The 12,626-nt window shown below is 57.6% G+C and carries 12 protein-coding genes and 1 rRNA gene; 8 read left to right on the top strand and 5 right to left on the bottom strand.

The window, feature by feature from the left end:
* Together BFP92_RS05795 and tyrS are read right to left on the bottom strand one after the other, a co-directional pair.
* Positions 1–651 (bottom strand): 16S ribosomal RNA (locus BFP92_RS05795); the annotation flags it as partial.
* A 496-nt stretch (positions 652–1,147) separates the two neighbouring features.
* Entirely contained in the window at positions 1,148–2,347 is a 1,200-nt protein-coding gene (tyrS, locus tag BFP92_RS05790; RefSeq protein WP_065912495.1) for a tyrosine--tRNA ligase, read from the bottom strand.
* A gap of 209 nt (positions 2,348–2,556) precedes the next feature.
* On the opposite strand from tyrS, the gene BFP92_RS05785 reads away from it, so the two are divergent.
* Positions 2,557–3,969, top strand: a complete 1,413-nt coding sequence (locus BFP92_RS05785) for a peptidoglycan DD-metalloendopeptidase family protein (RefSeq protein ID WP_065912493.1) — start codon at positions 2,557–2,559, stop codon at positions 3,967–3,969.
* Positions 3,970–3,972: 3 nt separating this feature from the next.
* The gene (locus BFP92_RS05780; RefSeq protein ID WP_065912491.1) at positions 3,973–5,064 is read left to right on the top strand and encodes an anhydro-N-acetylmuramic acid kinase; all 1,092 of its coding nucleotides are present in this window, start codon (positions 3,973–3,975) and stop codon (positions 5,062–5,064) included.
* Positions 5,065–5,141: 77 nt separating this feature from the next.
* On the opposite strand, the gene erpA is transcribed toward BFP92_RS05780, so the two are convergent.
* Positions 5,142–5,492 carry an iron-sulfur cluster insertion protein ErpA gene (gene erpA, locus BFP92_RS05775; protein WP_003176443.1) on the bottom strand — a complete coding sequence of 117 codons (351 nt, stop codon included), beginning with the start codon at positions 5,490–5,492 and terminating at the stop codon, positions 5,142–5,144.
* Positions 5,493–5,657: 165 nt separating this feature from the next.
* On the bottom strand, positions 5,658–6,692 hold the full coding sequence (gene argC, locus BFP92_RS05770) for an N-acetyl-gamma-glutamyl-phosphate reductase (protein ID WP_065912489.1): 1,035 nt from the start codon (positions 6,690–6,692) through the stop codon (positions 5,658–5,660).
* A 136-nt stretch (positions 6,693–6,828) separates the two neighbouring features.
* On the opposite strand from argC, the gene hemJ reads away from it, so the two are divergent.
* The 6 genes from hemJ to coq7 all read left to right on the top strand — a co-directional run bounded on the left by hemJ (position 6,829) and on the right by coq7 (position 11,304).
* Complete coding sequence (gene hemJ / locus BFP92_RS05765) at positions 6,829–7,257, top strand: protoporphyrinogen oxidase HemJ (RefSeq protein ID WP_017138091.1); 429 nt, start codon at positions 6,829–6,831, stop codon at positions 7,255–7,257.
* Positions 7,258–7,281: 24 nt separating this feature from the next.
* Positions 7,282–8,244 (top strand): NAD(P)H-dependent flavin oxidoreductase, encoded by a 963-nt coding sequence (locus tag BFP92_RS05760; protein ID WP_065912487.1) that lies wholly within the window; start codon positions 7,282–7,284, stop codon positions 8,242–8,244.
* A 71-nt stretch (positions 8,245–8,315) separates the two neighbouring features.
* Positions 8,316–9,281 carry a DUF805 domain-containing protein gene (locus BFP92_RS05755; protein ID WP_065912485.1) on the top strand — a complete coding sequence of 322 codons (966 nt, stop codon included), beginning with the start codon at positions 8,316–8,318 and terminating at the stop codon, positions 9,279–9,281.
* A 64-nt stretch (positions 9,282–9,345) separates the two neighbouring features.
* Entirely contained in the window at positions 9,346–10,134 is a 789-nt protein-coding gene (locus tag BFP92_RS05750) for an SDR family NAD(P)-dependent oxidoreductase (RefSeq protein WP_065912484.1), read from the top strand.
* Positions 10,135–10,180: 46 nt separating this feature from the next.
* Entirely contained in the window at positions 10,181–10,519 is a 339-nt protein-coding gene (locus BFP92_RS05745) for a histidine triad nucleotide-binding protein (RefSeq protein WP_003210943.1), read from the top strand.
* Between the two features lie 137 nt (positions 10,520–10,656).
* Positions 10,657–11,304, top strand: a complete 648-nt coding sequence (gene coq7 / locus BFP92_RS05740) for a 2-polyprenyl-3-methyl-6-methoxy-1,4-benzoquinone monooxygenase (RefSeq protein ID WP_017138087.1) — start codon at positions 10,657–10,659, stop codon at positions 11,302–11,304.
* A gap of 46 nt (positions 11,305–11,350) precedes the next feature.
* Here coq7 and BFP92_RS05735 read toward each other — a convergent pair.
* Positions 11,351–12,573 (bottom strand): IS3 family transposase gene (locus BFP92_RS05735; RefSeq protein ID WP_122527355.1). Its coding sequence is split into 2 segments (ribosomal slippage): positions 11,351–12,222 and positions 12,222–12,573, totalling 1,224 coding nucleotides; the frame shifts between segments, so codons are not numbered across the junction.
* Positions 12,574–12,626 lie beyond the last annotated feature (53 nt).

Genomic DNA, 12,626 nt, shown 5'->3' with positions numbered 1-12,626 from the left:
ACTCTAGTCAGTCAGTTTTGAATGCAGTTCCCAGGTTGAGCCCGGGGATTTCACATCCAACTTAACAAACCACCTACGCGCGCTTTACGCCCAGTAATTCCGATTAACGCTTGCACCCTCTGTATTACCGCGGCTGCTGGCACAGAGTTAGCCGGTGCTTATTCTGTCGGTAACGTCAAAACACTAACGTATTAGGTTAATGCCCTTCCTCCCAACTTAAAGTGCTTTACAATCCGAAGACCTTCTTCACACACGCGGCATGGCTGGATCAGGCTTTCGCCCATTGTCCAATATTCCCCACTGCTGCCTCCCGTAGGAGTCTGGACCGTGTCTCAGTTCCAGTGTGACTGATCATCCTCTCAGACCAGTTACGGATCGTCGCCTTGGTGAGCCATTACCTCACCAACTAGCTAATCCGACCTAGGCTCATCTGATAGCGCAAGGCCCGAAGGTCCCCTGCTTTCTCCCGTAGGACGTATGCGGTATTAGCGTCCGTTTCCGAACGTTATCCCCCACTACCAGGCAGATTCCTAGGCTTTACTCACCCGTCCGCCGCTCTCAAGAGAAGCAAGCTTCTCTCTACCGCTCGACTTGCATGTGTTAGGCCTGCCGCCAGCGTTCAATCTGAGCCATGATCAAACTCTTCAGTTCAAACATCTTTGGGTTTTTAAGAAACCCTAAACTTGGCTCAGCAATCGTTGGTTACATCTTTGATTTCTCGCGGAGTAACTTGTGATGCTGATAATCTTGTTGACTATCAGTCTGACTCCACAAGCACCCACACGAATTGCTTGATTCAGTTGTTAAAGAGCGGTTGGTTAAGATCTTTCGTCTCAACCGAGGCGCGCATTCTACAGCAGCGTCATTTGCTGTCAAGTGATTATTTTCAGAAGCTTTCGAAGAATTCTTCAACAACTTCAACCACTTGCGCTTACGATCTCTCGTTAGCGGGAGGCGAATTCTACAGCGTTACACGCTGCTGTCAACACCTCTTTTTCAACTCCCTTCTGGCTTCGATGAACTGAAGCGACTTGCTGCCGAAAACTTCTTAACTCTTTGTTTATCAAGGAGTTTTCAGTTTCGACTGCGCCGGAAGTGGGGCGAATTATAGACAGATATAATTCGCCGTCAACACCTCATTTCAGTTTTATTCGGCTTTGAGCGTAATACGCGCAAAGGCCTTCTTCCCAGCCTGGCAAACGTGGGTAGCGCCCAGCTCGTATATAAAGGAGCGATCGACAACTTCACCATCTATACGCACGCCACCGGAACCCAACAGGTCGCGCGCGACTGCGGAGTTCTTAACCAGGCCCGCCTTATTAAGCACAGCAGCAATCGGCATCGCTTCAGCCGCAGTCAATTCGATCTCCGGCAGATCGTCCGGCAGCTCGCCATCCTTCATGCGGTTACCGGCCGCGCGGTGAGCGCTGGCCGCGGCCTCTTCACCATGGAAGCGCGCAACGATCTCTTCCGCCAACTTGATCTTCACGTCACGAGGATTCGCACCCGCCTCGACGTCTGCGCGCAGCGCGTTGATCTCATCCATCGAGCGGAAGCTCAACAGCTCGAAATAACGCCACATCAACGCATCCGGAATCGATACCAGCTTGCCGTACATCACACCCGGCGCTTCCTGGATACCAACGTAGTTACCCAGGGACTTGGACATCTTCTTGACGCCATCCAACCCTTCCAGCAACGGCATGGTCAGAATGCACTGAGCTTCCTGCCCATACGCACGCTGGAGTTCACGCCCCATCAGCAGGTTGAACTTCTGGTCAGTGCCGCCCAGCTCAACGTCCGCGCGCAATGCCACCGAGTCATAGCCCTGAACCAGCGGGTAGAGGAACTCATGAATCGCGATTGGCTGATTGGTGGAGTAGCGCTTGTCGAAGTCATCACGCTCAAGCATGCGCGCCACGGTGTACTGGGAAGTCAGGCGAATAAAGTCGGCCGGCCCCATCTGATCCATCCAGGTGGAGTTGAACGCCACCTCGGTCTTGGCCGGATCGAGAATCTTGAACACCTGGGTCTTGTAGGTCTCGGCATTATCGAGAACCTGCTCACGGGTAAGCGGCGGGCGCGTTGCGCTCTTGCCGCTCGGATCACCGATCATCCCGGTGAAGTCACCTATAAGGAAGATGACCTGATGCCCCAGCTCCTGGAACTGACGCAGCTTATTAATAAGCACGGTATGACCCAGGTGCAGATCCGGCGCGGTCGGATCGAAGCCAGCCTTAATACGCAGGGGTTGACCACGCTTGAGCTTTTCGACCAGCTCGGCCTCGACCAACAGTTCTTCCGCACCACGTTTTATCAGCGCTAGCTGCTCTTCAACCGACTTCATAACAGACCCGCAAGGCTCAGATTCAAAAGGGAACCAACCATACAAGATCAGGGACTAATTACAAGTTTTGTCCCGCGCACGGACACCGTTCAGCAAGCCCAGCGTTCGCGAGCTTGCGCCACAGATGATTTGGTTATATTTTATACAGTTATTTCATCTTCATCATGTCATTCATCTTTTCCATTTCATCTTCAAAGTCAAAATTACTTATGACCACAGAACCGTCTAAAGCGCCGCCGCTTTACCCGAAGACCCACCTGCTCGCCGCAAGTGGTATCGCCGCCCTTCTCAGCCTGGCACTCCTGGTATTCCCTTCCAGTGACGTAGAAGCCAAACGAACATCCCTGAGCCTTGACCTGGAAAGTCCAGTTGAACAACTGACACAAGATCAAGACGCTTCCGACGCGCAACAAGCCACAAACGCACCGACAGAATCCCCATTCGCACAGATAGAAAACACCCCGGAAGACACCCAACAGGCCACTCAAGAACCGCCGGCACCCGTTGCAACCAAGAATGCGCTGCACCGCGAAGTGATCGTCGCCAAGGGCGATACGCTTTCAACGCTGTTCGAAAAGGTCGGCCTGCCCGCTGCCACCGTTAATGAGGTGCTGGCCAGCGATAAACAAGCCAAGCAATTCACTCAGCTCAAGCACGGTCAGAAGCTTGAGTTCGAATTGGCTGCCGACGGCCAGCTGAAAAACCTGCACAGCAATGTCAACGACCTCGAAAGCATTAGCCTGAGCAAGGGCGCCAAAGGCTTTGCGTTCAACCGCATCACCACCAAACCGGTGACGCGCTCCGCTTACGTGCATGGCGTCATCAACAGCTCGCTGTCACAGTCGGCCGCCCGCGCCGGCTTGTCCCACAGCATGACCATGGACATGGCCAGCGTGTTTGGTTACGACATCGACTTCGCCCAGGACATCCGTCAGGGTGACGAATTCGACGTGATCTATGAGCAGAGAGTCGCCAACGGCAAAGTCGTCGGCACCGGCGCGATTCTATCGGCGCGGTTTACCAATCGCGGCAAAACCTACACCGCAGTGCGCTATACCAACAAACAAGGCAACACCAGCTACTACACCGCCGATGGCAACAGCATGCGCAAAGCCTTCATCCGTACGCCGGTGGACTTTGCCCGCATCAGTTCGCGCTTCTCCATGGGCCGAAAGCATCCGATCCTCAACAAGATCCGCGCCCACAAAGGCGTCGACTATGCTGCCCCACGCGGCACGCCCATCAAGGCTGCCGGTGACGGCAAGGTGTTGCTGGCCGGCCGCCGCGGCGGTTACGGCAATACCGTGATCATCCAGCACGGCAATACCTACCGCACCCTGTACGGCCACATGCAAGGGTTCGCCAAAGGCGTGTCGACCGGCAGCAACGTGAAGCAGGGCCAGGTCATCGGCTATATCGGCACCACAGGCCTGTCTACCGGCCCGCATTTGCACTATGAGTTCCAGGTGAACGGCGTCCACGTCGACCCTCTGGGCCAGAAGCTGCCAATGGCCGACCCGATTGCCAAGGCCGAGCGCGCGCGCTTCCTGCAGCAGAGCCAGCCACTGATGGCCCGCATGGACCAGGAGCGCTCCACCCTGCTGGCCTCGGCGAAGCGCTAAGGTATGGCGCTCTATATTGGTGTGATGTCCGGGACCAGCCTCGATGGCCTGGATATCGCCCTGATCGAACAAGACCCGGCGATCAAGTTGATCGCCACGCACTACATTCCCATGCCGGACGATCTGCGCACTGAGCTGCTGAGCCTGTGCGCCAGCGGCCCGGATGAGATCGCCCGTTCGGCTCTCGCCCAGCAACACTGGGTGACACTGGCGGCTAAAGGCATCCTTGCCTTGCTGGAACAACAAACCCTCAAGCCCCATGACATACGCGCGATCGGCAGCCACGGCCAGACGATCCGCCATGAACCTGCTCGAGGCTTTACCGTACAAACCGGCAACCCTGCCCTGCTCACCGAGCTGACGGGCATTACCGTCGTCAGTGATTTCCGCAGCCGCGATGTGGCCGCCGGCGGTCAAGGCGCGCCTTTGGTGCCTGCCTTTCACGAAGCCTTGTTCGGGGAACGTACCGGCAACCGCGCCGTGCTGAATGTCGGCGGCTTCAGCAACCTCAGCTTGATCGAGACCAACAAGCCCGTAGCCGGCTTCGACTGCGGCCCGGGCAACGTGTTGCTGGATGCATGGATCCACAATCAGCGCGGCGAGCACTTTGATCGCGATGGCCAATGGGCGGCGGCTGGCCAGGTCGAGCCTGCACTACTCAACGCTCTGCTCAGCGACCCGTTCTTCCTGACCAAAGGCCCGAAAAGCACTGGCCGCGAAGTCTTCAACCTGGGATGGCTGCAACACCACCTGGCCAGATTGCCAGCGTTCCAGCCAGAGGATGTGCAAGCGACTCTGCTTGAACTGACCGCACAGACCATCGTCGAGTCCCTGCAAGCGGCACAAACCGACACCGAAACCCTGCTGGTCTGTGGTGGCGGCGCGCATAACGCCACGCTGATGAAGCGCCTGGCAGCGTTGTTGCCGTCCACTCAGGTCAGCAGCACCGCCGCTTACGGCGTGGACCCCGATTGGGTTGAAGCCATGGCCTTCGCCTGGCTGGCTCATTGCTGCCTTGAGGGCATCGCCGCCAACCGCCCAAGTGTCACCGGCGCACGCGGGCTTCGAGTATTAGGCGCGATCTACCCAGCGTGAACCTGCAGACAGCAAAACGCCGCTTGGCCTATCAAAGCCAAGCGGCGTTTTTTATTTGCTGAAGATCAGGCTACCGATCAGATCGAGAACGAAGACCCGCAACCACAGGTCGTGGTGGCATTCGGGTTCTTGATCACGAAACGCGAGCCTTCCAGACCTTCCTGGTAATCCACCTCGGCACCTGCCAGGTATTGGAAGCTCATCGGGTCCACGACCAGGCTGACGCCCTCGCGCTCGACGATGGTGTCATCGTCGGCCACATCTTCATCGAAGGTAAAACCGTACTGAAACCCTGAACAACCGCCGCCCGTAACGAATACGCGCAGCTTCAAGCGATCATTACCCTCTTCATCGACCAGGCTCTTCACCTTGTGCGCAGCACCGTGGGTGAATTGCAAAGCCGTGGGGGTGAAGGATTCAACGCTCATGCTGATAATCTCCCGGCGTAGCGCCGCCATATGCGTAATGGCGGGCATTATCCGCTTCTCCTAGAAAAGCGGTCAACTATTGTTACGGTATATCAATCTGCGCTGGCGCCATTAAAAACACAAAAGGCCCGATCAACGGGCCTTTTGCTTAACCGCCAAACAGCCCTAAGGCAGCATGCCCGCGTGGGCCAGGCCCAGCTTCTCATCCAGACCAAACAGAATGTTCATATTCTGCACCGCCTGGCCCGACGCGCCCTTGACCAGGTTATCGATCACCGACAACACCACCACCAAATCACCATCCTGTGGACGGTGCACGGCAATGCGGCATACGTTGGCACCGCGCACGCTACGGGTTTCCGGGTGGCTGCCGGCCGGCATCACGTCGACAAACGGTTCATTGGCATAACGCTTTTCGAACAGCGCCTGCAGGTCTACCGAACGATCAACAACGGTTGCATAGAGCGTGGAGTGAATGCCACGAATCATCGGCGTCAGGTGCGGCACGAAGGTCAGGCCTACGTCTTTACCGGCGGCACGACGCAGCCCCTGGCGAATTTCCGGTAAGTGACGATGCCCTTTAACCGCGTAGGCCTTCATGCTTTCCGACGTCTCGGAGTACAGCGAACCTACCGCTGCACCACGGCCGGCGCCACTCACACCCGACTTGCAGTCGGCGATCAAGCGCGAAGCGTCGGCCAGACCCGCTTCCAGCAATGGCAGGAAACCCAGCTGCGTTGCGGTCGGATAGCAACCTGGCACAGCAATCAGGCGTGCCTGCTTGATTTGCTCACGATTGACTTCCGGCAGACCGTACACCGCCTCTTCCAGCAACTCAGGCGCGCCGTGTGGCTGGCCGTACCACTTGGCCCACTCATCGGCGTCCTGCAAGCGGAAGTCGGCGGACAGGTCGATGACCTTGGTACCCGCCGCCAGCAGTTCGCCGGCCAGTGCGTGCGCAACCCCGTGAGGCGTGGCGAAGAACACCACATCGCACGCTCCCAGGGTCTTGATGTCCGGCACGCTGAACGCCAGGCCGTCATAGTGGCCTCGCAGGTTCGGGTACATATCGGCCACGGCCAATCCGGCCTCGGATCGGGAAGTGATGACCACCACCTCAGCTTGCGGATGCTGAGCCAACAGACGCAGCAATTCGACACCGGTGTAACCCGTGCCGCCGACGATACCGACCTTGACCATAAACCTGCCCTCAACGAACCCACTGGAAAGCCGTCGATAATAGGGGCCGTATCGTCCTGCGACAACCGTCAACGTGACGTACAGGCGCATGAGCCACTACTATCTTCAGTTACCGTGAACCTGGGAATAACTAGAAATGCTCTATCTATGGATCAAAGCCTTCCATATCGTCAGTATCGTCTGCTGGTTTGCCGGGCTGTTTTACCTGCCACGCCTGTTCGTCTACCACGCGCAAAGTGAGGACACCGTCAGCAAAGAACGCTTCAGCGTCATGGAGCGCAAGCTGTACCGCGGCATCATGGGACCAGCAATGATCGCTACCCTGATATTCGGCGGCTGGCTGATCTACCTCAACCCGGCCATTTTTCAATCCGGTGCCTGGATCCACGCCAAACTCACCCTGGTGGTGCTGCTGATCGGCTACCACCATATGTGCGGCGCCCAGGTAAAACGCTTCGCCCGTGGCGAAAACACCCGCAGCCATGTCTTTTATCGCTGGTTCAATGAAGTGCCGGTTCTGATATTGCTGGCTATCGTAATTTTGGTCGTGGTCAAACCGTTCTAATTTCAATTACTCGGGGAACCTCCAATGTCACTGCCCGCTTCGCTTGAACAACGTCTGCGCCTGCCCGTGGTAGCTGCGCCGATGTTCCTGATTTCCAACCCGCAACTGGTCCTGGCGTGCTGTCGCAATGGCGTGGTCGGGAGTTTCCCGGCACTCAACCAGCGCGAAAGCAGCGGTTTCAAGGCCTGGCTGGAGGAAATCGAAGCGGGCCTGGCGCAGCTGGACAACCCCGCGCCTTATGCCGTCAACCTGATCGTGCATAACAGCAACCCGAGGCTTGAGGCCGACCTTGCGATCTGCGTCGAGCACAAGGTGCCGATCGTCATTACCAGCCTGGGCGCGGTCAAGGAGCTGGTGGATGCGGTCCATAGCTACGGTGGCCTGGTGTTTCACGACGTCACCACCCGCCGGCATGCAGAGAAAGCCGCAGAGGCCGGTGTTGACGGCCTGATCGCCGTGGCAGCGGGCGCCGGAGGCCACGCCGGCACCTGGAGCCCGTTCGCGCTGATCGCCGAGATTCGCCAGTTCTTTGATAAAACCCTGCTGTTGGCCGGCTGCCTCAACCACGGGCATGAGATACTCGCCGCCCAACTGCTGGGCGCAGACCTGGCGTATTTCGGCACGCGCTTTATCGGCACCACCGAAAGCCACGCCCCGGACGCGTATAAAGAGATGCTGCTCACATCGCGCGCCGCCGACATCGTGCACACTGCTGCGGTGTCCGGCGTACCTGCAAGTTTCATGCGCCAGAGCCTGGAAAACGCCGGTTTCGATCTCGCCGCCCTGCAGGGCAAAGGCGAAATCAACTTCGGTTCCAAGCTCAAGCCGTTGAGCGATGAGGCCAAGGCCTGGAAAACCGTATGGTCAGCCGGCCAAGGTGTAGGCCAGATTGGTGATTTACCCAGCGTCGATGAACTGATTGCCCGCCTGGATGCCGAATACCGCAAGGCACGCGAGCAGGCAGCGCAACTGCGCTGGCCCCGTTGAACTGAACAGCAGGCCTGCCCACGTGTACAGGCCTGCAACCCCTTCCCTGAACAAGTGACAAGGATGCCCGCATGAGCGACAGCCGTTTCAAGATTGTGTTTGACGGAGCCCTGCTTCCGGGTGTCGAAAGCACCACCGCCAAGCTGAACCTCGCCGAGCTGTTCAAAAGCGATGTGGCAGCCATCGAAAAGCTTTTCACCGGCCGCCCGGTCGCACTCAAGCGCGACCTTTCCCGCGCCGATGCCGAAACCTACCTTACTGCGCTGAAAAACGCCGGCGTCGATGCCCGTATCGAAGCCGAGCAGCCGGTAACCTTCAACCTGGCCGAAACCGACGAAACCGACGCCAGCGCGCCAGACTTCTCGCGCCCTGCGGCTTCGCCCTATGCACCACCGCGTGCTGCCGTGGGTGAGTACACCGAGGAATACTCAACCCTTAAAGTGTTCACCATCCACGGGCGCATCGGCCGCTTGCGTTATCTGGCCTGGACGCTGGTATTGACCCTGGCGCTGTTGGTGGCCGGTGGCATCATCAGTACCGCAAGCTTCGCCGTGGCAACCGCCTCGCCGACTGCCGGCACCATCCTCGGGGTGCTGCTGGGCTTGGCCTTGTTTGTTGCACTGGTGTGGGTGAGCGTACAAATCGGTGTGCAACGCCTGCACGATCTGGGCTGGTCCGGCTGGCTGTACCTCCTCAACCTTGTGCCATTGGTCAACAGCGTCTTCCCGATCCTGCTGCTGGTACTGCCGGGCAACGCAGGCGCCAACCAATATGGCCCGCCGCCGCCGCGCAATTCCACAGCAGTCAAGGTGTTGGCGACCCTGTGGCTGGCGTTTATCCCGGTAATGCTCGCCATTGTGGTGACGCTGGGCATGAACGGCTACCTGAACCAACTCGAAGCGAATATGGACAGCAGCTACGAAAGCAGCTCCATCACCGCCGATGACGCCACCGATCAAAGCGTCACCGTAGATGAAGAAGAAAGCGTGCAAAGTGCTGAGGACGCAGCCGAACCTGTAGACTCTCCAGAACAGTGAAGAAACGCCCCGCCGCCTGTGATGCCTCTGTCACAGGCTCGGCGGCGTTGCGATGGAGAAAGGCATGACCCGTTACGCTCTGATCACCGGCGCCTCCAGCGGCATCGGCCTGGCTTTGGCCGAAGCACTGGCCCGTCGCGGCCGCAGCTTGATTCTGGTGGCCCGCCAGCGTGATCAGTTGGAAAGCATTGCTATTGAATTGACTCAGCGTTTCGGCGTCGAGGTGCTGTTTCGTGCCTGCGACCTGGGCGAACCTCTGCGTTTGTCCGGGTTCCTGCTGGAACTTGAAGAAGGCGAGCGGCAGATCGACCTGTTGGTCAATTGCGCCGGCATGGGCACCAGTGGGCCGTTCCTCGCCCAGGACTGGATGACCGAGCAAGACCTGATCGAAGTCAACATCCTGGCCCTCACCCGCATGTGCCACGCCCTTGGCAACGCCATGGCGCTGCATGGCGGTGGGCAGATTCTCAACGTAGCCTCGGTCGCAGCCTTCCAACCCGGCCCCTGGATGAGCAGCTATTACGCCAGCAAGGCGTATGTGCTGCACTTCTCCGAAGGCCTGCGCGAAGAGTTGAAGACCTGCGGAATCAAGGTCTCGGTGCTGTGCCCCGGCCCCACGCGCACGGCATTCTTCGGCACCGCGCAAATGGACACCGCCAAGCTCGAGCGCAGCAATCAACTGATGAGCCCGGAAGAGGTGGCGCTCTACACCGTGCGCGCGCTGGAAAAGAACAAAGCCATCATTATTCCTGGGCGACGCAACCGCTGGCTGGCCTTCAGCCCGCGCTTGAGCCCACGCTGGCTGACCCGCAAGATTGCCGGCGCCATCAACAAGGCCTATTGCCCGCGCTGACGGCCTAGGTACACTCGTTCTGCACTTACATAATGGAGAAACAGCTGTGGATACTCTGTTCACCAAGATCATCAACAGAGAAATACCTGCGAAGATCATCTATGAAGATGACCAAGTCCTCGCCTTCCACGATATTGCCCCAATGGCACCCGTGCATTTTCTGGTCATTCCGAAAAAGCCGATCCGTACCCTCAACGACCTCACCGAAGAAGACAAAGCCCTCGCTGGCCATATTCTGTTCACCGCTCAGCGGCTGGCGGTAGAGCAAGGCTGCGAGAAGGGTTTTCGCGTGGTGATGAACTGCAACGAGGATGGCGGGCAGACTGTTTATCACATCCATATGCACGTGTTGGGTCAGCGCCAGATGAACTGGCCGCCGGGCTGATTGTTGCGGGGAGTTTGCGACGGCTACGCCGTCGGACGGGAGCAAGCTCCCTCGCCACAGGGGCAAATTGACACAGCACAAACGCATCGCCTTCTCTTGCGGTAAACTGGCCGCCGAGATTCTTCCCGGAGGTCAGCATGACTACCCAACGTCACTACTCGCCGATTGACCGTCTGTTGCTGCAAGCCGACATGGCCATGCGCACACTGCTGCCCTTCAGCGGCCAACCGTACCGGCCTTCGCCCGCCATCGTGCAACCCGATGCGCAGATGAGCGAGACCGACACCCGCCACGTCGCCGGCCTGATGCGCATCAACCACACCGGTGAAGTCTGTGCCCAGGCGCTGTACCAAGGCCAGGCGCTGACCGCCAAGCTGCCGCAGGTACGCGCAGCGATGGAACATGCGGCCGAAGAAGAAATCGACCACCTGGCCTGGTGCGAGCAGCGCATTCGCCAACTCGGCAGCCATCCCAGCGTGCTCAACCCGCTGTTTTACGGTTTGTCGTTCGGTATCGGCGCCGCTGCCGGCCTGATCAGCGACAAGGTCAGCCTCGGGTTTGTCGCCGCAACCGAACATCAGGTGTGCAAACACCTGGATGAACACCTGGAGCAACTGCCGGCCGAAGATGAAAAGTCGCGGGCGATTCTTGAGCAAATGCGCATTGATGAAGAACACCACGCAGAAAGCGCACTGGATGCAGGCGGCTTCCGCTTCCCGGCGCCGGTGAGGTTCGGCATGAGCGTATTGGCCAAGGTCATGACCAAAAGCACCTATCGAATCTAAAAAACAGCCTGTCCAGTCCTGACATAGGTTTACACCTATTTCAGCCTCAAAACGCCCGATGCACCGCATCGGGCGTTTTGTATTTCAGCGATAGATGTGGCCGCTCACTGTTATAGATATGCACGGATTGATCCACCATTCGCGCGGCTTCAGCCGCATCTTTGGGCCGATGCAAGAGAAACTCGGTTTTCAAAATCCCGTTCACTCGTTCGGCCAAAGCATTTTGGTAGCAGTCGTAACCATCGGTCATAGAACACCGGATACCGTGCTTTACATGCAGCCGCTGATAAAGCTCGGAGCAGTATTGGATGCCTCGATCTGAGTGATGAACAAGGTTTTGCTCTGTTTTTCTGCACTTGAGGGCTTTACTGAATGCCTGAATCACAGACTCCGTGTGCAAGCTTTCGTGAACATGATGCCCCACGATCTTCCGAGAGTAGGCGTCAGTCACCAAGCTCAGATAGGCCACGCCCGTTTGAGTGGGCAAGTAGGTGATATCGGCTACCCAAACTTGTTCTGGCGCCGTAGCAACTACCTGTGATGGCCCTTCTTTGAGCAGGTTGGGGTGCCTGTGAAAGCGATGATGACTGTTTGTCGTTTTGTGATAGGCCCGCTTTCGAGGAACCAACTCTCTGCGATCCCGCAAAATGTCGAAAAGGCAGTCTCGACCAACCTTTACCGGGGCTTCGGGCTCGCTATGCATGAGGTTATGAAGCTTTCGGGTTCCAAGCCTAGGTTGTCTGAGGCGCTTTTCGTGCACGAACCCCATAACCTTCTGAGCCTGGAGGGCTCGAGCATTACATGCTCGAATGCGTTTGTAATATGCCTGGCGGGATATCCCGATGAACTGGCAAGCCCGGCTGATACTCAGGTCTTGGACTTTCCTTTGGGAGAGGGCTTGCCGGATCGCTTTTTTACGACAGAGACACCAAAGTCATTCTTGAGTACATCAACAACGGCTTCGAAAAACTGAGCTTTCTGATTGGCTTGAGCGAGTTGCTCTTCAAGCTCTTTGATTCGCTGTTCGGGCGTCAGCGGCTTGTCGGGCTCATCCATGGAACGGGATCTCTTGGTACGAATGGACGCGCTTTGACTCCAGTTCTGTCGACCATGCCTGCGTAGCCAGTTCAACACCGTAGATTTGCCCTGGATGCCGTAGCGCTCTTGAGCCTCTTTATAACTCAACTCGCCTTTTTCGACCTGATCGACGACTGACAATTTAAAGGTCAGCGAGTAGTCACGCTGACTGCGCCTTTTTCCTGAATTCATTACGCCTTCCTGAGATTGGGTCAGAAGGTGTAAACCTTATTCAGGACGGGACA

It is taken from the genome of Pseudomonas sp. 58 R 3, from assembly GCF_900006605.1.
Classification (GTDB): domain Bacteria; phylum Pseudomonadota; class Gammaproteobacteria; order Pseudomonadales; family Pseudomonadaceae; genus Aquipseudomonas; species Aquipseudomonas salomonii.
This window is presented reverse-complemented; position numbering and strand designations above follow the sequence as displayed.

Bases quoted from the DNA above. Each gene is read 5' to 3' on its own strand.
- tyrS (WP_065912495.1), bottom strand. From the start codon at position 2,347: ATGAAGTCGGTTGAAGAGCAGCTAGCGCTGATAAAACGTGGTGCGGAA.
- BFP92_RS05785 (WP_065912493.1), top strand. From the start codon at position 2,557: ATGACCACAGAACCGTCTAAAGCGCCGCCGCTTTACCCGAAGACCCAC.
- BFP92_RS05780 (WP_065912491.1), top strand. From the start codon at position 3,973: ATGGCGCTCTATATTGGTGTGATGTCCGGGACCAGCCTCGATGGCCTG.
- erpA (WP_003176443.1), bottom strand. From the start codon at position 5,492: ATGAGCGTTGAATCCTTCACCCCCACGGCTTTGCAATTCACCCACGGT.
- argC (WP_065912489.1), bottom strand. From the start codon at position 6,692: ATGGTCAAGGTCGGTATCGTCGGCGGCACGGGTTACACCGGTGTCGAA.
- hemJ (WP_017138091.1), top strand. From the start codon at position 6,829: ATGCTCTATCTATGGATCAAAGCCTTCCATATCGTCAGTATCGTCTGC.
- BFP92_RS05760 (WP_065912487.1), top strand. From the start codon at position 7,282: ATGTCACTGCCCGCTTCGCTTGAACAACGTCTGCGCCTGCCCGTGGTA.
- BFP92_RS05755 (WP_065912485.1), top strand. From the start codon at position 8,316: ATGAGCGACAGCCGTTTCAAGATTGTGTTTGACGGAGCCCTGCTTCCG.
- BFP92_RS05750 (WP_065912484.1), top strand. From the start codon at position 9,346: ATGACCCGTTACGCTCTGATCACCGGCGCCTCCAGCGGCATCGGCCTG.
- coq7 (WP_017138087.1), top strand. From the start codon at position 10,657: ATGACTACCCAACGTCACTACTCGCCGATTGACCGTCTGTTGCTGCAA.